This is a genomic window from Alteromonas sp. K632G (genome assembly GCF_017653625.1).
GTDB classification, from domain to species: Bacteria; Pseudomonadota; Gammaproteobacteria; order Enterobacterales; family Alteromonadaceae; genus Alteromonas; species Alteromonas naphthalenivorans.
On the sequence record NZ_JAGGDM010000024.1, the window covers coordinates 1 to 24,187 of the forward strand.

Consider the following 24,187-nt stretch of genomic DNA (forward strand, 5'->3'; position numbering starts at 1 on the left):
TTTAGCAACTGGCTGATATGCTATTTACGACAAAATCGCTCGGTAATTAGACCGACACAATCCCTTGGTAATCACACCAATGCAATAAATCGGCGTAATGCATCATCCATTGGCGCTAAAACCACTTCCCGCTCTCCGGTTTCAGCAGAGGCGATGTTGATATTCGAACCATTATCTTCAGTGCCCCGCGCTTTAATTCTCTCGTATGCCTGGCCACTCATAGGCGGTACGTTGAACACTAATATGGTTTTGTACAACTTGGCTAACTCTACGTAATCAAAGTGACTACGAGGCCCTTCACACAACGAGGAAAAATCAAAGCAAACTGCCTTATGGCTTATGCCTGAGTTGCTTGTATCAGCGTCACTTTGGGCGATGATATTAATAGTTCGCCCCAACACCGTTACGCTTGACGCCACATCATTGAATGTTAAGTCGTACTGACGAAGGAGGGTTTGATGCAATTCCGCCTGCGCTTGCAATGGCTTAGGTAATTCGAAATAACGTTGAAGGTAATTAAGAGCACGCTTTCTATGATCTTGTTCACCATTAAGATGCAGCACGTGTAAATGGGCTTCAATGGCCGCGATAGCGGGTAAAAAACGTGAGCGCTGTAATCCATTTCGATAAAGCTCGTTTGGCGCACAATTGCTGGTACACACCACTACCATGTTAAGTTCAAACATGTACTGCAGTAAGTTACCTAGTAACATGGCATCGCCAATATCAGAGACAAAGAATTCGTCAAAGCACAGAACCTTGTACTGCTTACTTAGCTGCTTGGCAATATGGCGCAGGGGCTCAGACTTACCGGATAGCTCAGTAAGACGCTTATGCACATCCTGCATAAAATGATGGAAATGTTGTCGTTTACACAAAGCGCTAGGCAAACACGCGTCTAGCAAGTCCATTAAAAAGGTTTTGCCCCGCCCTACCTTGCCCCACAAATAAATGCCTTTACTCTGTGGTTGCTTACTTTTATGAGAAGCGTCTTCGTGAGCACCCTGTAACGAAAGATACAGTTGCTGAAGTAATACAATGGCGTGTTCTTGTGATGGGTCTTTTTGAAGTTTACCCGAATCGACTAACGCTTGATATTTGGTAAGCGGTGAGGACCGTTGCATACAGGTTTTTAAATGATTGTTGCCGAGGAAGATAGCGTTGCGCGTATGTTTGAACTTTCAAACTATTACACTCTATGAACACAGTGCAAAGCGCAACGCTCGATGATTACCAGCTTACGCTTAAGAGGTTTTACCCCACACTGAACTTGGCTTATTGGCTTTCTCTTTCGCTTTCTCTTTCGCTTTTTGGGCCTGCATATCCGCTTTTACGTTCTCGCGTACTTGCTCTTTCGTATGCGCTGTTTTTTTCGCATCAGGGCGGTATTTTTTCACCATGCCTTGCAATAAATTTCGCACAACTTGGTCGCCAGCCACTTTATAGTTTCTGTGATCGGGTTTTCTGAAAAACGCAGAAAGTTCGTTCTTGCTTAATCTGAAATCAGCCATTTGAAGCGCGTTAATCATGTCTTCGTCTTTGTAGCTCATAGCAATACGGATTTTTCGAAGCACTTCGTTGTTACTCAAACGCTCACCGGCTTTTAAAATAACAGGCTCAACACCTTCTTGTTTGCCACGTCTTTTAATGATTAAGCCGTCTAAGAACAAAGAAATGATTTTGTCTCTGCAAGGTAGATACCCTTCTTCACCTTCTTTTTTCATAATTGAATGAAGGTAGTCTACATCCATGTCGTAATCTACTAACTTGAAAATACCGATAGCAGCGGTATCGTTAATTGCCAAAGCAAAACGTAGGCGTCGTAGAACATCATTGTGGATCATGGTTTTTAGTCTTAATCTAGAGGTGGCTCATTTATTATGGCGTAGTTTATCGCAATGGCTAATAGACCGCGAATTAAAAGCGCGGGTTTGCGTGATTTGATTCGGCTTTATGTTTAATTCGTGTTATTTACGGTAATAAATCGATCCTAATTGGTGGTTTTCTTCTTTAAACTACTAAAGCAGCTCTTTATTCGGCGTACTTATGACACCAACAAATAAAAGTAAACATACGGCAAGCAAACCCTTTTACCTGATTTTAGTCTTATTGGCGGTAAGCTTCTTAGCTGGGTGTGCCAGCAAGGGCCCCCAAATTAACATTGATGAAAGCCAAAATTTTGCTGAAATCAATACATTTTTTGTTCGACCACCACTTAATAGTTTGAACCCAGAAATAGAAAGCCAACTTACATCAGCGATTAGCCGAGCTCTTATCGCCAAGGGGCTCAAGCCCTCGCCAGAAGAAGGGGCAGATGTACTGGTAGGTTTCCTTCCTTCTACCGCCAGTGAAGAAAATGACACGCGGTTAAATCTAGGATTAGGCTCGGGTGTGTTTGGGCGTTCTGGTGGCATCTCTCTTGGCAGTATATTCAGCGTACCTATTGGTGAGCGTGTGACGCAATATCAAAATCTTCAAATCGACGTAGTAAGAGGCGATACCTTTATTTACAGTGCGTTGGGTAGTGTAGAAGTAGAATCTACCGATTCAGTCACTATCCAAAATAAACTTGGCGAGTTAGTGGCCAATTTACTTGAAGCCTTTCCAGCAAAATAAAAGTCACTTATGTCGGGCACATGACATAATGAGAATAGTTAGCTTGCTTGTTATAAGACACTCTCTTGTTTTCATCGTAGGCTATAAACTCTATACAGAAGGTTTTTTATGAAAGTTATATTATTTGCTATCACACTTTTTCTCACTGGATGTGCAAGCACTAACGGCTTAGCGGTTTTCTCTTTTTCAAATGCTGAAGTTCAGTCGTTGCTTACCAAGCAAATGCCTAATTTAACTGAAAACGTTAATCTTATGGGCTTGCCTGTACAGCTCAATGTGAATGATGTGAGCGTAAATATTGGCCCAGATAACCGCGATGTCATATCACTGGGGTTAGACACAGGGGCAGAAATTAATGCTTTCGCCTTTAAATATCCGGTACGTTTAACCTTTCAGATTGAAGGCAGCCCTTACTATGATAGTGAGCAAAAAGCCGTATTTCTCCGCAACCTTAATTTACTCGACTCAAGCGTAGAAGCAGGAAGCTATAAGGGGAATCTAAAACCATTAAACAATGAAGTGATGAATTTACTCAACGCTTTTCTGGCGGTTAACCCTGTTTATAAATTAGATATGAATAACCCTAAAGTGGCGCTATTAAGCAAAGTACCGCTAGACATGAAAGTGGTTGAGGGTGCTGTTCAATTAGTACCAAGAAACTGGAATAACTAGGCCATAATAAAAAATAATAATAAGGTAACGCATGAAAATTAGCTTAACACTGCTTCAAATAGCACCTCGATTAGTCGCACTGGGCACCTTAGCGCTAATAATGACGCCAATACTAATGCCAGCAACCGCTTTTAGCGCAGAAAAAATGGCGACTGTCCCTATTATTCAGCCAGCCCCTTTAGTGTCGATTGCCAGCCACGATAGTTTTTTTGACAGTATACGCGCGCTGTGTGGTAAAGCGTTTGCGGGGAAAGTAACGGTTGATAACCAGCCCACTAGCAGCATGACTGATAAACCTTTGGTTATGCATGTCAGGCGCTGTAAAGACGATGTGTTATATATCCCCTTCCACGTGGGTGAGGATGCATCTCGGACGTGGATCATTACAAAAACGGGCTCTGGGTTGTCGCTCAAGCATGATCATCGCCATAAAGATGGTAGCTACTCGGAATCGACCATGTACGGCGGCCATACCCTTGATGCTGGTTGGCCCCAAGTTCAATCTTTTCCCGCCGATGCCTACTCTAAAGCCTTGTTTGCGAAAAGTGGCATTCCCCAATCAAGCTCCAATATTTGGCAAATGTTTATTTACCCGGAAACCTTTACCTACCGATTGATTAGAGAAGGCAGAGAGTTCCGGGTCGATTTTGATTTAACCCAACCTATACCCGTACCTGCGGCACCATGGGGCTATGCTGACTAAGTTTGGCATTACAAGACGGGGCGCCTTACGCTACTTAGCTAAATGCGGGGCGCATACCTTAGCCGTTTGCTTAGCATCGAATATTTCAATCCAATAATCATCTGGATCTTTAATAAATGCGATGCCTTTCATCGAACCATCGTTAGGACGTTTTTGGAAAGGGACACCTAGCGCTTCAAACCTTTCACATGCAGCGTCTAGATTCGGTACGTGAAAGCCAATATGACCAAAGCCTTTCGGTTCGCTATTGCCATTATGATAATGAACCGTGTCTGCGGTATCGCCCCAGTTATGAGTGAGTTCTAACATGGCTGGACGACCAAAGGTTTGGGCGGTTCGCTCACTGTCATCTTTGCTAATATCAGAAAAATCGTCACCCGCTGCTAAGAAATAAAGGCTAAATTTCATCCCTTCAAAGTCAAGACGTTTTAGCAAGGTCATTCCCATTACTCGTGTATAAAAATCGAGTGAACGTGCAGGGTCGGCAATACGTAGCATGGTCTGGTTGAAAATAAACCCTTCTGTCGCCTTATCCTTGTCTTCACACAATCCTTCGGCGTTATCAAAATGTCGGCTCATTGAAATAGTATCCTTAGTTAAGTGACTTCGTCAGTGCTTTAAATGGGGGCAATCAAAGCTATAAGCAACAATGAAAGCAGCAATAGATGTTTTATTGTACAACGGCTTAGACTATTGGACCTTTGATAGCAGCACATTCTCTCTGTTAGTACAAAGCCTGAACATTTATACTTTGTTTATTCAGTTGGCATAACCCGAACTCATAGTAAATGCGCTTTTTTGTTTTGATCCTGTTACTGGTCATTTGTACTTCCGCCCGTTCGCAGCAGGCTAGCCCCTTGCCTTCTCAGGATGAAGCTTCATTTCAGCGCGCTGAAACATTACTTTCCCAGGCACAACAAGCACAAGATTCCTCACCAAAACGCAGCACTATATGGGCTAATCAAGCCCTAAAAATATCGGAAGAAATAGACGACGTTAGCACGTCAGCACAAGCGCATTTTCTACTTGGAAAACTAACGAGTCGAACCGATCAATACAAAAAATCACAGCACCATTTTTTTACCGCGTCAGCTATATTCGAAAAGCTCAACGATACGGAAAATTATATATCGTCGAATGTGGGCTATATCGATGTATTGGTGAAAGATAAACAATTCACCAAAGCGGAAAACGCGATTACAACGCTAGTGCCATTGGCTTTTCAATACGGCGTAGATTTCCCTATTGGGATTACCTTAAAAGCCAAAGGTGATTACCATTTCGCACGGGCAGAATACACTATTGCGGTTGTGCAATATTTGATGGCTATTGAATATCTTACGGTCAACGAAAGCCACATTCAGAAACTAAACGCAAGAACCCTCGTCAGAATTGCTGAGGCCTACAAGCGATTAGAAAACCGAGAAAAAACCGTTGAATATTATGAAAAAGCATTAGCTATATATACAGACTTAAATGAAATAAAGTCTATGGCACGTACCTTTAATACACTGGCTGAAGCACAACGATACCTTGGTAACTTAGTACTTGCGCTAGACTACGCATTACAAAGTTTAGCCCTTCACGGCCAAATAGATGATGCTGAGGGCCGCGCTAAAGCGTTGATGGGAGCAGGGATTATTTACCGCTACATAGGCCGCTATGAACAGTCTTTAAAGCATGTACATCAAGCTCATAAGTATTATAAGAAGGTCAATGATGCGACGGGCATAGCAAAAACGTCGAATCAGATAGGTCATATATATTTTAGGCTGGAACAATTCGACCAAGCCCGCTCGTTCTACATGCTGTCCATTAGCTTGCCAGAGGAAAAAGTTGAGCCTAAAACCCTTGCTACCGCGCTAAGAGAAAGCGCGATTATCGATTACAACAAGGGTAACTATGCTTCGGCAACCTTGTTAGCGCAAAAAGCAGATGATATTTATCGGGACAGCAATGACAAGGCAAAGCAATCAATAACCCAGCGAATATTGGCGAACATCAAACGAGACGAAAATAACGTTTCCGGCGCGCTTGATTATTATAAAGAATCACTGGCTTTAGCCACAGAGATCGAAAGTGATTTTTATCAAATTAAAACGCTCATTCCATTAGCAGGTATGCTCATTGATACCGACATGGAAGAGGCTATTAAGCTGTTAAAAAGCGCCCTGACATTAGCACGTAAAAATGGCTACAAAGCCTATACGTTAGAAAGTTATCGTTATTTGCGACTAGCAGAGAAACGTAGAGGCAATACAGCGGCATCTTTACAATACGCTGAACAAGAAATTGCCTTAAGCGAAGTTATTCAAGAAGACACCAGTAACAACGAACTCGCGCTGGAGAAAGCCAAGCTACATTCATTAAGACTAGAAATAGAGTTAGAAACTCTGCGAGAAAAAAACAAACTCGATAAACTTGAACTGGCCCGAAAGAACAATGAAATTGAGATAGCCCAGCAAGCCACCACCATTTCAGAACTTGAATTAACTAAAAATAGATATGCCAGTGTCGCATTAGCATTGTTATTGGCCGTTTGTTTAGCAGCTATACTGTTAATTTATCGTCGCTTTATGTTGTCGAAACAACACAACAGGGAACTCGACTATTTAGCCACGCGAGACCCATTGACGAACTGCTTTAATCGCCGCGTTCTGTTTGATTTAATGGAACGAGATTTTGCAAGAAAGCCAAAGCCTGAAGACTATTGCGTGATAATGATAGATATCGATTATTTTAAATCTATCAATGATAGTTACGGGCATACCATCGGTGACTTAGTACTTCGAGGCGTTGCTAAAACTTTACAAAAGTGTGTTCGTCAGAACGACATTGTTGCAAGGTTTGGTGGGGAGGAGTTCTGCATTGTATTGCCAGATACCTCCTCACACCAAGCCATGCGTATAGCGGAAAATATGCGAGAAACTATTCAAGTTTGTCGCTTTGATGATATCGCGATTACCTGCAGCTTAGGCGTATCATCTATTCGCTTTAACGCAACGACGCCTTCTGAGTTTATAGACCAAGCCGATCTCGCATTATTTAAGTCGAAATCATTAGGCCGTAATCGGGTCACCTTGTGGAGCGAGGCTCTTGCTAGAGCGCAAGACTAACGTAACTATACAACGGTAATCACATCTTCCATTGGCAAACGTGCTTTAGGTAAACCGTGGTTCCAGTCCTGCTCTTCGTCTGCATAGCCAAGTGCAAGCGCCACTTCACAAACATGTCCGTCTAACTCTTCGCTAAACAATTCACCAATCAAGTCAGCGTCCACGCCTTCCATCGGTGTAGAAGCAATACCAAGGCGGGCTAGAGTGTGGAGCAAGTTTCCAAATGCTAGATAAACTTGAGCTTTTGTCCATGCGCCGTTGTAGCCGTTCTCATCAGTATTAGCTTCTGCAAAAGCGTAAGCCCCCATAAACGAGTCTCGCATTGCTTCTGGTAAGTGACCAGACGCCACTTCAGCATCAACACGTTTAACAAATTTCTCTTTGGTAAACTTAGGGTCGTAAGCAAATAAGATTGTGTGAGATGCTTCTTTTGCATGCAATTGGTTGAACTGGTGCTTGTTAGCAAAAGTGTCGTGTAGGCGCTGTTTTGCACTGTCACTTTCAACCACAACAAACTTCCAAGGTTGAGAGTTTATAGAAGAGGCTGATAACCTTAATGCTTCCAATATAGTGGTTAAGTCTTCTGAAGAAATACGTTTGCTACTGTCGTACTTTTTAACGGTATAACGCTGGTTTAAATCACTGATAATTTGGTTAGACATAACTAATTCCTAATATTTAATGCGAATACTTTAGATGCAGAGAAGTTTAACGAGTTATACTAAAGACGATAAGCCCAGTAATGATTGAATGAGTTTAAACAAATTTTTGATAATGGAAGCGCAGGCTAAACGTCTATTTTTCACTGCCATACTAGAAATAGGAGGCAGACAATAGAAAATCGCGCTATTTTTGAAATCACTATCGATACTAAAGAGCAGTAATGACAGAGCAGCAGTCTCTATCAATTAAAAAGAATCTAACAATACGCCTGTTACGTGTACTTAGGTACAACAAGGCAAGAGTAGAACGTGCACTTATGCTTATGCCTGCTGAGCACAAGCCGTTGTTCCATGTACTGCCGTTTTTACTGCACGTAAATCATCCTGAGCTTCCAGGTTATATTGAAGGCGAAAATATTCCCTTTGGTATTCATAACTACTCATTTCGCGATGTTGTTGAAAATGCACTTTTGCAATGCTTCCCAGATAAGCGTGATTTGCTCTCTGATATCAAGCCTCTGTGGCCCCGTCAGCGAGCGATTGATGCGTTAGTGCTTATGGGAAGTATTGGCACCATTGCACAAACTGACACCTCTGATTTCGACTATTGGGTGTGCGTCGATGGTAAGCAACTATCAGAAACATCGCTTACTAAACTACAAGAAAAATTAACTGCCATTGAAAGTTGGGCAGACCGCAAATTCGGTATAGAAGTGCACTTTTTCCTATCTGAAATTGACAATGTGCGACGTAACGACTTTGGTATTGCCGATGGAGAAAGCGCAGGCTCCGCTCAATCCCTGTTTCTTAAAGCTGAGTTTTACACCACCAATATTGTAGTGGCTGGAAAGGCTCCTTTTTGGTGGTTAACCCCAGAAAAAACAAATGATCAGCAATATGCAGCATTAAAAGATCACCTAGAAGAGGGTGGATCTCCAGATTTAAGTTGGTTTATGGACCTTGGTAACCTTGAAAAGCTCGACGCCAGCGAGTTGTTTGGTGCTGCAATATGGCAGTTAAGCAAGGCCATGGATTCGCCGTTCAAGTCGGTACTAAAAATAGCGAAGTTAGAAGTTTATCTTGCTCATATTGAGCACGGTCAGCCTTTATGCAGCTTGCTTAAAAAGCATGTTCACCGAGGTGCCGAAGCACCTGGACAAGTCGCAGTTATCGACCCTTATGCGCTGATGTTCGACCAACTTATTGAACATTACGAAAAAGAGGGGCAGCCTGAAGACATGTTATTGCTTCAACAGTGCCTATACCTCAAATGCAATTGCAAACTCAGCCAACCGCCGCTACGTGGCGAAACCTCAACGTTTAAACGCAAGATAATAGCGGCCTATGCTAAAAAGTGGGGGTGGACAAAACAAGACCTTTATCATTTAGATAATCAGCACGAATGGTCGTTTCATGAGCGGGTTCAATTAAGCCGACGTATTCATCGGTTTCTTTTGAAATGCTATCGACGTATTTCAAGTCAGCTTGGTGCTGAACAACAAACAATGAGTAAAGAAGACATGACCGTACTAGGTCGTCGACTGAGTACGTTTTATGGCAAGAAACCGAACAAAATTGAATTTCTACGCCGCGCGTTTGATGAAAACCTTTACTGCGAAACGGTAACCGTGGCGCTAAAGCACAGTAAAACAGGGCAAGAAACTTGGACTGTGTATGCCACAGATATACTCAGCAAGTCGGGAAAAATATCGCAAAATCAGAAGATAACGCAAACATCCTCTGCTATTGAGTTAATTGTATGGTGCGTAGCAAATCGTATTATCGACGCAAAAACCACCATCTACCTTGATTACAATGCCACAGAGGTAAGCGAACTGGATTTGAACGACTTATTGAAACATATCTGCCGCTACTTTCCGCCCATTAAAGTCTCTTCGCTGCAAAGAGATAATTTGCTCACTAGCGCTCGCATTACAACCTGCTTAGCTGTTGTAAATTTCAACACGCTCAGGCAAAAGGCGAGCGTTGAAGAGGTCTCTGTGTTGTATACCACGTCGTGGGGCGAAACCTTTTTATTCCACGGAAAAGATGTGCTTGATACACTCTGGTTTGAGCTTGAAGAAACGGAGCCTGCACCGCCTTGTTATGCCATGGTGCCTCGCGGAAATCAGCAGGCTCGCATTCAGGGTGAGTTTTTAGAATCCACTGGTGTGAGTTTTTCACTTATTCACTAAACACGTCCCCTGTGTTCTCCCCCTTCTATTCTGCGCCTCTCTTTATTGCCAAACAGTCACATTGGCCATAAGATTCCTTCTCTTGAGCCTGAAAAAGCTAATATTTTTTTGTTTATCTAGGTATGCTAGAAAACAAAACTACGTATTACGTTGTGGGGCTACCATGCTAAAAACTAAAACCCAAACATCCGTTCTCCCTTTTGTTTTGTCAGTAACCTTGCTGTGTACCCTGCTAAGTGCCTGCACTAACGTTACTACCACTACTCAATCGGCAAAGTCTCTCGATAAAAAACTCACCGCAGAACAACTCATCGAGTCTCTTGATTTAACCGGCCACGTTGAAGGCGGTTTTTTTCGCCAAACTTTTAAAGCAGATCACAGGCCGCTAATAAGTACAGAAAACGGCGATAGAGTGAATATGACCTCTATTTATTACCTGCTAAGTGCCCAATCTCCTATCGGACATTTTCATATGAATCGTTCTGACATCATGCATTACTTCCACATGGGAGACCCCATTACGTATTACCTCATTAACCAAGATGGCAGCCTTGAAACCCATGTATTAGGCCCCGATCCTACGCAAGGCCACAAGATGCAAATGGTGGTAAAAGGCGGAACCTGGAAGGCGTCAAAAATACTGACTACCGGCTCCTATGGTTACGGCCTAATAGGAGAAGCGGTAGCGCCTGGTTTCGAATATATTGATATGCAGTTGGGCGAACGCGCTGAGTTAATTAAGCAATTTCCTCAGCACAGTAAGCTCATTACATCGTTAACCCGATAAAAGAAGTCGCTCGCATTGTTCGAAGGTCAAACCTAAGCGCGCTTATGATAAAAACACTTTTACCCTAAATAGCCATCTACCCTACAACTACATCAACTATCACAATATAAAGGTTAACTATGAGCCCACGTACTGTCGCATTTTCAAGAACACGCTTAACTGAGCTAATGGTTCCTTCTTTTGCCAACTTCGGTGGAAAAGTCCATGGCGGAATTATTTTGTCTTTAATGGATAAAGTGGCCTACGCCTGTGCCAGTAAGCACGCTGGCGCCTATTGCGTTACGGTTACCGTTGATGGCGTTGAGTTTTTACAGCCTGTGGAAGTGGGCGAACTATTATCGCTAGATGCTACTGTGCATTACGTCGGAAACACTTCATTGGTGGTGGGTATTAAAGTCACGTCTGAGAACATCAAGACCAATAAAGTGAAGCATACCAATAACAGCTTTTTCACGATGGTGGCTAAAGACGACAACGGTGTGCCAGTAAAAGTGCCCGAGCTTGAACTCAGTAACCCTCACGAAATGCGTCATTTTGTCACAACGATTAAGCGTAATAAAGTAAAACGAGAAGCGCAGGCAAGAATACAAAAAGAACACGACGACTTCATTCCAAAAGAAGACTTTGTATTGCTTGATAAACAGCGCTGCACCATCACCTTCGACAAAGATGCGTCTTATACCCAAGAGTAAGATACAAAAAAGCCCTTGGTGTTTTGCAACAACCAAGGGCTTTTATTAATGCTTACACAGGTATGCGCTAGCCTACAATCCTGCGTGGTACTGGCTTACTGTTGACGCTGGCACCATACTATTTAGCGTGTCTTCAACTTGTTTATCACCGGCTAATAGCTGTTCGAATTGGCGAATTAGCGCTACCTTGTCTGGCGATACTTTGTCTCCCGCACCAATGTTGGTTAAATCAATCATGAAGCCGTCGAACAAGTCAGATAAATCGTTCATTACTTCCATATTTAAAAACTGGTCTTCGTTATAAATACTCGGATAACCGGCTTTTTGCTTATCGATGGCGAACGACATACCTTTCATATTAGTAATGCTGGTTGATTTGTCACAAGAGAGCATACACCCGTTATCGATACGCGGCTTCTCGCAACCTACACTTTGCTGGAAAAAACACTGACGGCTGGTCATCAACAAAATAGGGTGATAAATACTGTAAAACAGTTTGAAGTTTTCAGGCCGTGCAATGTTCTTCATTTGCATGCGGTTTAGCTCGTTTGAAATAAACGCACCGTGACAATCGAAATCTTCTTTCATGGCCATTAAAGCATACGAGTTAGTGGTATTTAAGAAAGGCCCTGCAATCCACTTGATACCCAGTTCATTCGCTTTAAAAGCAATACCGGTATTGTTGGTTATAATTAATGGCGGCATGACTTGTTCAAGAATGTTCACTGCCACATCGTAGTCTTTGCCAATAAGTACTGCAGGAAACCACGGAATTAAGCGGGGGTTGTCTTGTAAAAAGCCTATATATTTAGTGCAATTACGCTTGTAAGCATCTGGCAACTTAAAGTAGATATCAGCATCCGTCTCATCAGCTAAATGCACGTCTGCCTCATCACAGATTAGCAACGAAAGCGCGGGCTGTTTATCGGCTTCGCTTTTAGGGTAACTCGTGAGTTTTGGTAATATCACTTCAGGTATTAACGACTGTTCACCGTTAAGCTGCTTCATGGCTTCGTTTTTAAGCGCCGTTACATCGCGAAACGGCAAACTAAGGCCTGTACCTAATTGTGTGACATCAAGGTCGGCGATGCCATATTCGCCTGTGCCTAAACTTCTAAAACGCTTCTCTAACAAGGTTTCGTCTAGCGCGTTTTTCTCGCTTTTAGACAACACACCTTCAGAACGTAGCGTAATGGTTTTAGGAGCAATGGTGTTGATACTGTCCTTACCAGACTCGCCTTGAACATCTTCAGTATTAGAAGAGTTGCCTGCTGCTAACCCATGGGATTTGATAGTCAGGGTTAAGCAACTTCCCTCTTCACCTGAAAACACTAGTGTTGTAGGTATTTTATCAATAGATAAGTATTGAATTTTCTCTCTTACCAAGTCGTGTAGCTCGTTCTTTTCTTGATAAAGAGTTTGCTTCACTTCTTGTATTTGCACCACTGAAATACGATTAACGTCTTTCGCCGACGCATCATTTGCGCTTTCCGTTTGAACCGCTTTTTCAATGGCATGATTTTTTGAGTTATCACGTGGATTATCAATAAACATCGATTGATTCAAATCGCCACGTAAGAACGCGTTAGAAAAGTCTCGGTTGAAAACCTTATAAAGGCGTTCGCCGTCTTCTAACAATTCGCCTGTTTCTAAAAAGCCATCTATCTGCTTTCTAAAACTATCAATAACGGTATGAACGTAACTTGCGCCTTTTATCCGCCCTTCTACTTTAAAAGAATACACGCCAGCTTCTATCAATGCAGGCAGGTCGAAAAAGGCTGAATTGTCTTTAATATTTAGCGGAAAATTATGCCCCGATTCGGTGGTTTCATATTCTTCGCGGCAAGCCTGACTGCAGCGGCCTCGGTTACCCGAGTTTCCGGCACTCGCAGAGGTTGAATAACATAGCCCTGAGAACGCCACACATAAAGACCCATGCACAAACACCTCGGTTAGCACGTCGTGTTCGCGGCTTACTTTGGTAATGGCAGTAATTTCCCGCAGGTTTAATTCTCTCGACAAATTAACCCGTGAAGCCCCTAGTTTTTTAAGGAAAGGGATTTGACCGATGTTATGCGTGGTCATTTGGGTAGAAGCATGAATATCAAGCGTAGGAAAATGCTTTTTGATAAGATTGAACATGCCAATATCTTGCACAATCACGCCATCAAGCGTGGTATTTACCAACTTGCTTAGTAGCTTTGCAAGAGTGGGAAATTCTTTTTCAAGAATAACGATATTCAACGTTAAAAAGATTTCGCAGTCGTATTGGTGCGCCAAGCGAATAACGCCCACCAGCGCATCAAATGAAATATTAGACGCACGATTTCGCGCATTAAAATTATCTAACCCGCAGTACACCGCATTGGCGCCTGCAATAATGGCGGCTTTAATCGCATCAACATCGCCACCTGGGGCTAATAATTCAATTTTCGGATTCGTGTGAGTACTGTTCATGTAGATGCTATATTGTGGGAAACTTTATGCCGAGGATTTTACCTGCATATTTGCCCAATGAATATCATAACGGCAGATTAATCGCGGTAAATGGAGATAAAACACCCAATGCCACCGTCAAAGCCACCTGCTACGCTACAACCTAATCACAAAAACGCACCTGCAATTGCACAAAAATATGAACCTATACGTGGGCAGCGCCCCATACTTTATTCTTTACGTAATTGCCCTTATGCCATGCGCGGAAGAATTGGTTTGTTTAAAGCGGCGCAAGACGTTGAAGTGCGTGAAGTGGTATTAAGCAATAAGCCCGATGCCATGATTGAAGCGTCTGCCAAAGGTACGGTGCCCACTCTCGTATTGCCAAATTCAGATGGCACTAATACCGTGATAGATGAAAGTTTGGATGTGATGCTGTGGGCACTGCATCAAAACGATCCAGAAGACCTACTGCATCAGCAAGACCCCAACGCTCTGCCCGCCATGCTGGCATTAATTAAAATATTCGATGACGAATTCAAAACACAGTTAAATGCTTACAAAGCTGCTAAACGTTATCACGAAAATAATGTCACCGAGTGCAGGCAAGCCTGTGAAGTATACCTGCAAGATTTAGAAGCGCGTTTAGGTGCTAATAGCATTGAAGGAAGTGCTCAACAAGGCCTCGAAGATGCACAATCGAAGCGGTTTATTTTTGGCACAAAAGAAAGCCTAGCAGATATCGCCCTACTGCCCTTTATTCGCCAATTTTCTAAAGTTGAACGAAAATGGTATCGAGAATCGCCCTACCCTAACCTAAAGCAGTGGCTAAACAGTTATATACAAAGTGTTATGTTTAATAAAGTAATGACGCAGTATGAGCTGTGGAAGCCATAAGCGAAGCACAAAAAAAGGCTGTTCTATTGTTGTAGAACAGCCTTTTAAATAGATTTTTCAGTCTGTCTATTTGGTATTAATTTTAAACTTACCATCTCGCATGAAAGTAGCAAATGCGCCATTGGGATCTGACATCATCATCATAGGTACAACTGAAAAAGGTTCATCACTATCACGGTAAAGAGTGACCTCCTCGCCTTCAAGTAGCGCAAGCATTCCTTCCAATATCATTTGTCTTGGTTCCTCAGCTTGCTCCAGCGCTAATTTTAACTCTTCTATCGCTTCATCACGTAAATTATCGCCGTCTTTTTCAGCAGTAGCTTGAGAAGCAAATAGTCTATCTACTAATCCATCATCTGCTAACGAAAACTCAAACGCGCCAATTTCAATGGCGGCCATTAAATGCTGTGCCATTAACTCGGGGGCTGTTGATATCGGTGCTTTAGTGAAAAGATCGGTTGAAAGTGAAACGCGACCAGCATCTTCTACATCGAAAGAAAGCTCTTTAATACGATATTCGTTGTCTTCTTCATTTACTTCAAAGGAAAAACGTTGATCTAGCGTTTTTCCCTCTTTCATCAGCATGTGAACCAGAATCTCTTGAATATCGTCAGGCGTATCATCAACACCCTGGCCTTTAAATTCTAAAAAAGAAACTCCCGAAAAATGCACTTCACCTTCTGTGGTATTTTCCAACTCGGCTTCAAAGCCCGAAAGCGCTATGTTATCGACCAGAATATCTCCCTGTCTGGCATCACCAATGCGAATATCGTCAATGGACACATCACCAAAAATAGTCGCACTTACATCGCCGTAAGAAACCTGGGTGGTAGCAGGGAGGTCGGCGATCATTTCATCTACTGCGTCTTTGGCTTTTGAGGAAGCATAAACATTTCCTCCTACATAACAAACGCCAAGTGCAACTAAAACGCCTACAACAAGCTTTGTGTTTTTACTCATTTACGTGTCCTTTCTTTTACACTATCCCGAATTTCACACAATCAAATTTCGCTTAATCAAATATCACGCCATTTACACCCCACAGAAACCGAATCTGCAAGATGGAAGATGCAATATGAATAAGTACATCAAACTGACTGCTAAAATCGATGCTATAAGGCCATGGTAACGAATTTTAACGAAAAGTTATGCCCAATTTTTATAGCCGCGCTTCAATCAGTTCAACGTATAGGGATAGTTGCCGTAAAATTGTTCGACTTATTTAAAATAAATGACTGTTTATTTGCAGCCCATGGCGTAACAATTAGCTTAGTGGTGTGACGGTAGATATCTTTTACTGCGCCGTTAGTAAGCACAACTTGCTTGGCGCTTTTGGGAAGCTTGATTTGGGTAAAAACAACCGACGTTTCGTGCCCAAGAGATACCGTACCTTCACCAAGTGGAATAGATTTAAGTTCTGCGTTGATACTCAACGTGGCGCTAATATGGTTAAGAAGCTGCTCGTTAAATTCCTCTGGAGTAGTGTAAGGGGTTTTGGAGAAGTGCAAACGCACTTCTTTTCTAAAAGCATCTAATGATGAGGTTATGGCTAAGCGCCACGTATGGTTTTCTGTTTCTGTTAACCTAACAACAGAATAATCGAATCCGTGGGCATGAACGCTAATTGACCACCATAATAAGGTGATAAATAACACCGACTGTTTAACTACATTCATAATATACCTGCTGGATTACTCTGCCCACGCGCCATAAAAGCAATCTAAGAACTCATTACTTTCTAGCGACAATACGTGGTAATGGTAGCCACGTGTGTCATCGTTGTGCCCCCGGCATTCATCCATATCTTCTGCTTCATTACCGTTGTCATCTAACTTTGCGTACAAACCAAAACCATCAAGGGCATAGCCAATCATTGCCGCGTGACCGTCCGATTGCTCAATACGTGTAGTCATTCCGGTATCACCATGATAGTGATAACCCAAGCTGTTGTTCACGTGCCCACCTGCATCATCTACCGGCGCAATTTGATACCCAGCTAGAATAATATCGATGTCGGCGGGATGATCGAATCTAACACCATTGAATGCCAAGCCCCTTACTGAAGGTCCGTATTCAACGCCAGCCACTTCTAACGTAGGGCCATCGCTTAGCTCAACCGGTTCGTCTTGCTTAATGGGTGTAATAGGAATGAGGTAGGTCACTTGTGTACTTACCCACTCAGGCAAACACTGAGCACACATGTTCGTATATTTATCTTTAATATTAGGATCTGCACCCTCGGCGCACTCCTCGGCGGTTTCCATACGGCGCACTGTGCCGTCATCTTCATACATCTTAAAGCCGGGGTCATCATAATAGGTGGCCAAGTTTTCAATAAAAGCGCCATCTAGGTCATTTATTTCACCTTTATCAAACCAAAGCCCGCCCTCTTCAGCCGTATCGTAAATTGTCTCTGGGCACCAGGGGCCCATATCGTGCTCTTCTGCCGTGTGCTTCGATGTTATTTCGTAGCACAACGTTTGCGTACCATTCACCAAGGTACAAGATACGGTATCGATGCTGACGTTTTCTCCAGTAAGAAACAAAGTCGCATCCACATCCAATCCTGCATTCTCATCTTGCGCGTCGTCATCAGAGCTATCGTCACTGGCTGAACTATCATCAGAGCCTTCACTTGCACTACTGTCGGTGACTTCAGTACTTGAATCGCTTGAACCGCCACAGGCAGTTAAAAACAAAGATAGTGAAATAAAAGCAATTTTGAGCAGATTGTTATTCACGTTAATTCCTTTGTAAAATATAGGGCATAAATTCAATTTACCGCCGCATATCTATAACCAGCTAGGTAAACAAGTACTTAGCCGGCACAGGGGCAGATTCAGGCAATAAATAATGACTGGGCAACTACCTTACTAAATTAGAAAGGGAAACAATGTGGAGAAAAAGTGGAAGTTAAAAACAGGCGAGTAAAAGACAATATATGATATTAAGAGATACGGGTTTTAAATAAAGACTTTCGATGTGTAACGTCAAGTTCATACTTCTCAACAAGGCTTATTTGCTGGTTTATTGCCTTAATAGCGTTAGCAACATTTGCCAATGAAAGCAGGGCTAAAAGCCATCCAACGGGTGAAGAGACTGTTCTTACTATTCGCTGCGCTATACGCAACAGATGACCAACAATCGTCAGTCCTGCAGCATAGAGTTTGGCTTGGAAACCATACTGGGTTCTATCAAAACTAATTTGGTGGGGCAGCGCTTTTGAGTCTATGCAGCAAAACTGATCAAAGTCATTATCATGAGCAAAGCACGTTTTAGAGGGTGCCCCATAATGAAATGCATGACCTTTTAAATACGACATGCCTGAATAAACAATATCGAACGCTTTCACCACACTCAAGTAACATGTGCGTGCTTTTTTACTAATGTAACGTGCAATATTCGCAATCACTTCCTTTGTTTTTTCAAGCACGCGCTTTACTGCACCAAAAAGCCAACTTACCATTCGCTTTAATCCGTCGAAAATACCATTGGCTAGCTTGTTGAACTGCGCTCTTAACGCATTTTGCTTACTTTTACTTTGCCATAATTGGCTTACCGAAGCATTTAGACTTTCATTATCGCTATCAGTCACATCAACACTGGTAGAAAGTGCGGAGAATGCTGCCATTAAAGCAGCATTTAGAGGTTGTCTATTGTCGCTTCTTTCATCATATATTTTATCATTTTCATTATCACTTAGGCGCACCACAGGGTAATCAGAATAAAACTGCTTAACCGCGAGTTGAGTTTTAGATACGCTGATAAAGGTGCGTTTTTTGAATCTTCTTGTAGCCCTTCTAATCGTCTGTTCTTTCCCCGGGGAAATATCATAACCGAGCAACCAAAGCTCTACTCTGGCTATCGCTTCTATAGTGTTAGGGTACGCAGTAAATGCTGGTTCAAAGTGTGTATTGTCGCCTAACCTAGCAACGATATTATCGTATTCAAACATGGCATTGAGTAAATCCATATCCAATCCGGAGCACGCGTTATTCACTAATTCCAGCTGTTTAGCAAACACACAAAACTGGTCAATCGCATTTTGAAAGTCGGTATTTTCGCTAGGGTTGATAATAGTTTTGGTGTGAATACGATGTTTATCCCAATCGGTGAAAAAGCCGAGTGTGTACAAGCGGCAGTACACCGCTCGCATCACGGCTTTGTTTTGTAGTACCTCACCTTTTAATAACCAAACGTGGTGTTGATTTTCCTGTGTTGATTGCTGCCATAAGCTTCTCCATTTCTCGCTAGCAGCTTTTCGCCAAACAGTCCCCCATAGTGCAGGGCTTTGCTGATTTTCAAAACTTACTAAGCACTCCAAAACCTGCCATGTAAGCTTTCCGGCCCAACCGTCTTGGGTAATACCAGCATCATGTTGAAACTGCTTTATTTTTTTAATCAGTATGCGGTCAGTCTGCGGGTTATGCCGATTTGCGAATTTATGCCCTTCTCCTAAGTAACCAAGCTCAATTAAACGGGCTCTTATGGCGCGAATATAGGCAGAAGAATCTGTCTTGTTAGGGTTATCGGAAGCTAACGTTGCGTTGGGCAAATAATGCTTAGATACCGAAGCATCAAGCCCTCTCCCTAACTTGTCGATTATGCCAAACTTGTCGTCCATCACTACAAATCCGCAATTTCCCCTACGATAGATCTCACGAACTCAATAGATGCGGCTCGAGATTCAGCACCCGCAAGCACCAAATCAGCATGAGCAAGTCGCTGCTCTTCGGTGATATCCTTATCGTAGAAAGCAACAATGTCACCATCAATACTGGTTTGAGTACTAGCGAGTACCTTAACCGCCACGGTGGCATTTCCCATTGCAGACGACATCACGGCATCAAATTTTAACGGCGCGGTATCCGTCGCGTTCAATGTGACTGAGCCTTGAAATGTCACCACATCAAGTTTAGACAAATCACCAATACCGTCAGCCATGGTTTGCATTGCGTCTTTGAACTTTCCCATCATAAAATTCCTTCTATAAATTAATAAAAAAGTAGCTTTATTGCCTTAACAAAGTTTGTATTGAACAGCGCGTTAAACAAAGGCAAAGCGGTACCCTGATTTGCTGGTATAGATACAGGTAAAGATGCTGGTAACACTGGGCTTTCTTCCGTTTCCTGTGAAAATGGATAAGTCGCCAAATGTTTAAAGTCATGCTGATTGTCGATTTCCAATCTGCCTTGGTAGATTTCAACCCGAAACTCTCCCCTTTCAGCAAAACGCTGATGTGCTCGGGTGTAGGCTTCATACCGTAAATGTAAATCGTGCTGAAGCGTTTTCATTACGCAACCCTTACCAGGTCGCCAGCGATATACTTTCTATCTGAATGCCTGACTAGGTTAGCTTCATCGTCTCGCCGGTGTAATAAACCATCGAGCCCTCTGCCCTGCCACAATCGCTTCATCTTCGTAATTTGCTGCGCAATGCCAACATAATCTTTGCTTGCCACCAAAGGCTTAATGGCAGCCATTTCTCGTCGTGAATCCCCTTTTAGGCTCCCACCACGGTTATATACTAACGATACCAAGGCAGCTTGAGCATCAGCATTCAAGTACTCGACACCAGGGAAAGTAGATTTTGTTTTTTGTGCATATTTCGGCAGTGATGAGTGCACAAATACATGCTTCGCGGCATCGAAGGGCACAGTGACAGAACGTAAAGAGGAGACATGAATTTTAGCCGCTTGCCCCTTCAGGCCACATACCCGGGTAAGTTTCACCATATCAAAGGTACTAAGGAGAGACTGCCAGTCTGATTGAAATTGCCCCTTACTCGCGTAACCTAAATCGTAGCCAATACCGATTGTTATCCCAGACTCACCTTTAGGCCATGTTGGACGGGTAAGCCGTTTCTCATAATATTGCTTTGAACTGATCTCATGTTGCACAATGAGGTTTATCCCCTTTTGTGAAAGCGTAAGGCTTATTTCATCTGAGTTGGCTGGCGTTGTTGTTGAAGTAACTTGGGTTAGGCGCTCTGCGATGGGAAGTAACCGCTTTTCAAGGGCTGAAAGGGTTTCGCCACCAAGTACACCATCAGGTGACACACCTAAGTGTTGTTGAATTCGTTTTAGTCGCTCTGAAGTGGTGAAGTGCATTGGGTTGTGTCCATGCAACCTTGAAACATACTTCATTTAGATGGTTATTATTTAAACTGGTTAAATATTAACTTAACATTATTTGTACAAAATACAACCAATTCAGTTTCAGTTTTGTGTGTTATATGAAGAGAGTGATAAACGTAGCGTTAAAAGGATTGGGCTATGCAATTATTTATGAAGGTAACAAGCTGAATTTAATAATGAATAATCGGTAGTGACTTCGATTAAATAAAAGAAGTCACTACCGTTTTTTTGTTTTTGTTCGGGCTAGAACAAGGGCTATGCCGTAAGTTTCGCTAAAGATAGGGTGGATTTAAGTCCACCTTCTAGCAATGTGATAGTTGCATCAAGCGTGTTCATTTCTATCCGTAATTCGGCGCGGTCTTCACCTAAAGTCCAGACTAATAACAAAGTACCTGCATCTTCAGTAACAGAGAAATCACCGTTAAACGCATTCGTATTGTTACGAATATGAATCAATTCAATTAGGCCTTTTACCTCTGGCTTAGCGAGAGCTTCATCAATATCGCTTTCACTTAAATAAGGTCTATTGATATCACGCCCCACATTGGTTTTCGCAAGTAGCTCCATGTCGTTAGTCGCCCCTAGCATCCCAGCATAATACACTTGTGGTACCCCTGGACTGAAAAACTGTATCGCACGCGCAAGCAAGTATTTATAATCGTCTTTTCCTAGCGCATCATAATAAGTGCAGTTAATTTGATACAGGTCGACATTACTTGCCGCATCCCCAGTGGCCTTTCTCGACTCGCCATTCGAGTTAACATGAATGGTTTCTACCAAATTATCGATTTGCGAGTTAGTTAAAAGCCCTGGCTTATCACCGCTGGCTCCTACATCAACAATACCAATTCCATCATGGGTATCTAGTACGGTGAAGCAATTGCGAGGGGAAATAGACAACCAATGCGCCAAGGCAGATGCGTCTTTGCTAAATAGGGTGTGCAACACCAATGGTGGAAGCGCAAAGTCATAAACGCTGTCACAACGAGACGCAATAGCAATTTGAGTTTCATAATGACTGTGAATTTCAACCAAGCTTTGAATGCCCATCGCGTGTGCACGCTTGCTTAATGCCTCAATAAACTCAAAGGTTTCTTCTAACATAAAACAGTTAGTGCCAGCGCGTTTAATGGCATAACCTGCTGCATCTAAACGAATTAAATCGACATTACTTTGTGTAAAAGCTTCTAGGATTGATTCTAGGTATGCTTTACCCAAATCAGACTCAACATCAATATCGATTTGATTGGCGGTGAACGTTGTCCAAAAAGGCACAACCTCTTTGTTATCTAGCTCATACTCAGAGAAAAATGGCGTAGGGCGAGGCCTAAATACCTTTCCAATATTGGCAATATTAGCCGCATCATCTTCGCTAAATACAGATTGTTTTGTTAAAAATAGCGGCCAGTATTGTGATTCACGGCCGTGTTTAATTACATCTAAAAATGGCTCACTTTGCGCAGACATGTGATTCACTATTAGGTCTGCCATAATATTCATCGACTCGCCAATCTGCTTCACATCGGCCCAGCTGCCCAAGCGCGAATCAACGGTCGTGTGATCGATAGGATCAAAACCTGCATCTTCACCATCGAAGGGGTAATAGAAAGGTAAAATATGAACGCCTGTAAATAGCCCTTTCAACGTGGTGCTTAGCAGCGTGTTGAGGCCTGTCATATTTCCCTTACCTAAACGGTCTGCATAGGTAATAAGTTGAACGCCATTGCGTAAAGGCATGAAAACTCTCCAATTAACGGGGGTGCGCCTTATTAAAAAGCAAAAATGCACCGAAGATTTGCAGTGTTTCCTATAGCAACAAGAAGCACTGCATTGATTTAATGTAAATAGTGGAACTTGATAATGCTCTGGCTAGGTGTGTTGAGGCACTCCATATTCTCTTTTCTCAATCATGGCGAGACGCTCTCGCGTTGGCTGAGCAATAGCGTTGTAAAGTAAGCCTAGGAATAACAAAATAGAAAAGCCCGTGGCTACGACAAATCCATACTTGGCATCGCCGCCATTGGCATCACTTACCACACCCATAATAAAAGGCCCAGCCGCAGCACCCGCCGCAGTAAAGAATAAAATAACCCCCGCCACTGAACCGTGCTGTCGCTTCTCGAAGCAGCTAATGCCTTTGGAATTAAAAGTAGGATAAATGACTGACATAAATATGCCGCTTAATGGAAAAAGGAAAACGGCTAGCGTTTGGCCTGCTATTAAGCCAACCACAAAACACATCATTATCATGAAACTAAATAACAGAAGCACTTTGGTCCACTCGAAGTGCTGCATCATCCAAATACCAACAAACCGACCTACCGCGCGCAACGCGAAAAATACGGAAACGGCGTAAATGGCAAGTGTTTGGGTAGATTCATTGGCGTAGCAGCTGTAAATATCTGATGCCGAATTAGCGTCACAAATTAAGTAGCTTGGCATCCACACATAAATTGCACTTTCGGCCGCAACATAAAGAAACGCGCCGATTGAGAAACCTAGTGCGTAAGGGTCTTTTAGTAACTTTAAGCTATCGACAAGACTAGTAGGCTTTTCTTTTATCGCCTTGCTTTCTGGATATTCAACCATCAGTGCCATGCAAATGAGCACGGTGCATAAACCACCTGCAATCACGTATAGCCAAGTCCAATGAACACCCTGGGTAATCAGCCAGGCGACCAGAATTGGACCTATTATTGCGCCCACACCAAAGAATGCTTCAGCACCGTTCATGGTGCCAGTATGTTCTTTAGTTGAGCGTGAAATATCGCCGATTAAGGCAAGTGCAGCGGTTTTAAACACCCCAACAGCCAAGCCTGACAAAGTTACCAAACTTAGAATAAACGCAAAGGTACTGCCTACCATAAACAGATAACAAGATATCGCGAATAAAGCTAAGCCCAAGATAAGCGTTTTTTTGCGACCAAATTTGTCGGCCAAAAAGCCAAGAAATAGCCCAGAAAATGCAATACCAATCATGAACAAAGAGTGCATTAGACTCGCTTGCGTATTGGTCACTGCAAACTCAATTTTTACTTCTTTTATGATTTCGCCTACCGAGTCGGATGTCATCGCAAACATCATAAACATCAAATAGGTTAACCAGCGAATTAACCCGTAGTTATGCTCGCTCGTTTGGTTAGTAGACATGAAGATTTACCTTTGAAACTAAAGAAAGATAAAATGCATTGCTGCGGCGAATTATCTTATGTAGCGCTTGCAGCGAAATACCAGAACTATCACTTACGGCGCTTATTAAAAAGCGCCGCAGCGAA

General features: G+C 42.7%; 21 protein-coding genes and 1 pseudogene. 8 read left to right on the plus strand and 14 right to left on the minus strand.

Features of this window, described 5'->3' with window-relative positions; all coding sequences use genetic code 11:
* Nucleotides 1–71: 71 nt before the first annotated feature.
* Both zapE and J5X92_RS18945 read right to left on the minus strand, forming a co-directional pair.
* Nucleotides 72–1,124: a cell division protein ZapE gene (gene zapE / locus J5X92_RS18940; protein ID WP_208806314.1), complete on the minus strand. Its 1,053-nt coding sequence runs from the start codon at nt 1,122–1,124 to the stop codon at nt 72–74.
* A gap of 120 nt (nt 1,125–1,244) precedes the next feature.
* Entirely contained in the window at nt 1,245–1,844 is a 600-nt protein-coding gene (locus tag J5X92_RS18945) for a DUF1456 family protein (RefSeq protein WP_013783121.1), read from the minus strand.
* Nucleotides 1,845–2,046: 202 nt separating this feature from the next.
* On the opposite strand from J5X92_RS18945, the gene J5X92_RS18950 reads away from it, so the two are divergent.
* From J5X92_RS18950 to J5X92_RS18960, 3 genes are all read left to right on the plus strand, one after another.
* Nucleotides 2,047–2,616, plus strand: a complete 570-nt coding sequence (locus tag J5X92_RS18950) for a DUF4136 domain-containing protein (RefSeq protein WP_013783120.1) — start codon at nt 2,047–2,049, stop codon at nt 2,614–2,616.
* A gap of 108 nt (nt 2,617–2,724) precedes the next feature.
* Nucleotides 2,725–3,288 carry a DUF1439 domain-containing protein gene (locus J5X92_RS18955; RefSeq protein WP_013783119.1) on the plus strand — a complete coding sequence of 188 codons (564 nt, stop codon included), beginning with the start codon at nt 2,725–2,727 and terminating at the stop codon, nt 3,286–3,288.
* A 115-nt stretch (nt 3,289–3,403) separates the two neighbouring features.
* Entirely contained in the window at nt 3,404–3,991 is a 588-nt protein-coding gene (locus J5X92_RS18960) for a hypothetical protein (RefSeq protein ID WP_126871699.1), read from the plus strand.
* A 30-nt stretch (nt 3,992–4,021) separates the two neighbouring features.
* Here J5X92_RS18960 and gloA read toward each other — a convergent pair whose 3' ends face one another.
* Nucleotides 4,022–4,570 carry a lactoylglutathione lyase gene (gene gloA / locus J5X92_RS18965; RefSeq protein ID WP_013783118.1) on the minus strand — a complete coding sequence of 183 codons (549 nt, stop codon included), beginning with the start codon at nt 4,568–4,570 and terminating at the stop codon, nt 4,022–4,024.
* A gap of 278 nt (nt 4,571–4,848) precedes the next feature.
* On the opposite strand from gloA, the gene J5X92_RS18970 reads away from it, so the two are divergent.
* Entirely contained in the window at nt 4,849–7,107 is a 2,259-nt protein-coding gene (locus J5X92_RS18970) for a tetratricopeptide repeat-containing diguanylate cyclase (protein WP_244361085.1), read from the plus strand.
* A 5-nt stretch (nt 7,108–7,112) separates the two neighbouring features.
* On the opposite strand, the gene J5X92_RS18975 is transcribed toward J5X92_RS18970, so the two are convergent.
* Complete coding sequence (locus J5X92_RS18975) at nt 7,113–7,769, minus strand: NAD(P)H-dependent oxidoreductase (protein ID WP_013783115.1); 657 nt, start codon at nt 7,767–7,769, stop codon at nt 7,113–7,115.
* 221 nt (nt 7,770–7,990) lie between these two features.
* Between J5X92_RS18975 and J5X92_RS18980 the strand changes: the two genes are divergently transcribed.
* The 3 genes and pseudogenes from J5X92_RS18980 to J5X92_RS18990 all read left to right on the plus strand — a co-directional run bounded on the left by J5X92_RS18980 (nt 7,991) and on the right by J5X92_RS18990 (nt 11,443).
* Nucleotides 7,991–9,964: a class I adenylate cyclase gene (locus J5X92_RS18980; protein WP_041452481.1), complete on the plus strand. Its 1,974-nt coding sequence runs from the start codon at nt 7,991–7,993 to the stop codon at nt 9,962–9,964.
* 280 nt (nt 9,965–10,244) lie between these two features.
* A pseudogene (locus J5X92_RS18985) lies at nt 10,245–10,751 on the plus strand (cupin domain-containing protein); the annotation flags it as partial.
* 119 nt (nt 10,752–10,870) lie between these two features.
* On the plus strand, nt 10,871–11,443 hold the full coding sequence (locus J5X92_RS18990) for an acyl-CoA thioesterase (RefSeq protein ID WP_013783112.1): 573 nt from the start codon (nt 10,871–10,873) through the stop codon (nt 11,441–11,443).
* Between the two features lie 72 nt (nt 11,444–11,515).
* On the opposite strand, the gene J5X92_RS18995 is transcribed toward J5X92_RS18990, so the two are convergent.
* Nucleotides 11,516–13,900: a peptidase U32 family protein gene (locus tag J5X92_RS18995; RefSeq protein WP_013783111.1), complete on the minus strand. Its 2,385-nt coding sequence runs from the start codon at nt 13,898–13,900 to the stop codon at nt 11,516–11,518.
* Between the two features lie 108 nt (nt 13,901–14,008).
* On the opposite strand from J5X92_RS18995, the gene J5X92_RS19000 reads away from it, so the two are divergent.
* Nucleotides 14,009–14,776, plus strand: coding sequence for a glutathione S-transferase (locus J5X92_RS19000; protein ID WP_013783110.1), 768 nt, complete (start codon nt 14,009–14,011; stop codon nt 14,774–14,776).
* 66 nt (nt 14,777–14,842) lie between these two features.
* Here the strand turns inward: J5X92_RS19000 and J5X92_RS19005 are convergent, their stop codons facing one another.
* The 9 genes from J5X92_RS19005 to J5X92_RS19045 form a co-directional block, all read right to left on the minus strand.
* Nucleotides 14,843–15,736, minus strand: coding sequence for a hypothetical protein (locus tag J5X92_RS19005; protein WP_013783109.1), 894 nt, complete (start codon nt 15,734–15,736; stop codon nt 14,843–14,845).
* 221 nt (nt 15,737–15,957) lie between these two features.
* On the minus strand, nt 15,958–16,452 hold the full coding sequence (locus J5X92_RS19010; RefSeq protein WP_013783108.1) for a hypothetical protein: 495 nt from the start codon (nt 16,450–16,452) through the stop codon (nt 15,958–15,960).
* 15 nt (nt 16,453–16,467) lie between these two features.
* Nucleotides 16,468–17,517, minus strand: coding sequence for a YHYH protein (locus J5X92_RS19015; protein ID WP_013783107.1), 1,050 nt, complete (start codon nt 17,515–17,517; stop codon nt 16,468–16,470).
* Nucleotides 17,518–17,723: 206 nt separating this feature from the next.
* Entirely contained in the window at nt 17,724–19,400 is a 1,677-nt protein-coding gene (locus tag J5X92_RS19020; protein WP_208806316.1) for a peptidoglycan-binding domain-containing protein, read from the minus strand.
* Between the two features lie 2 nt (nt 19,401–19,402).
* Nucleotides 19,403–19,753 carry a hypothetical protein gene (locus J5X92_RS19025; protein WP_126871590.1) on the minus strand — a complete coding sequence of 117 codons (351 nt, stop codon included), beginning with the start codon at nt 19,751–19,753 and terminating at the stop codon, nt 19,403–19,405.
* A gap of 17 nt (nt 19,754–19,770) precedes the next feature.
* Nucleotides 19,771–20,070 carry a hypothetical protein gene (locus J5X92_RS19030; RefSeq protein WP_208806317.1) on the minus strand — a complete coding sequence of 100 codons (300 nt, stop codon included), beginning with the start codon at nt 20,068–20,070 and terminating at the stop codon, nt 19,771–19,773.
* Nucleotides 20,070–20,885: a hypothetical protein gene (locus J5X92_RS19035; RefSeq protein WP_208806318.1), complete on the minus strand. Its 816-nt coding sequence runs from the start codon at nt 20,883–20,885 to the stop codon at nt 20,070–20,072. The genes J5X92_RS19030 and J5X92_RS19035 overlap by 1 nt, the downstream gene beginning before the upstream one ends.
* Nucleotides 20,886–21,167: 282 nt before the next feature.
* On the minus strand, nt 21,168–22,649 hold the full coding sequence (gene gtfA, locus J5X92_RS19040) for a sucrose phosphorylase (protein WP_126871587.1): 1,482 nt from the start codon (nt 22,647–22,649) through the stop codon (nt 21,168–21,170).
* A 132-nt stretch (nt 22,650–22,781) separates the two neighbouring features.
* Nucleotides 22,782–24,002 (minus strand): MFS transporter, encoded by a 1,221-nt coding sequence (locus J5X92_RS19045; RefSeq protein WP_244361101.1) that lies wholly within the window; start codon nt 24,000–24,002, stop codon nt 22,782–22,784.
* Between the last annotated feature and the right edge of the window lie 185 nt (nt 24,003–24,187).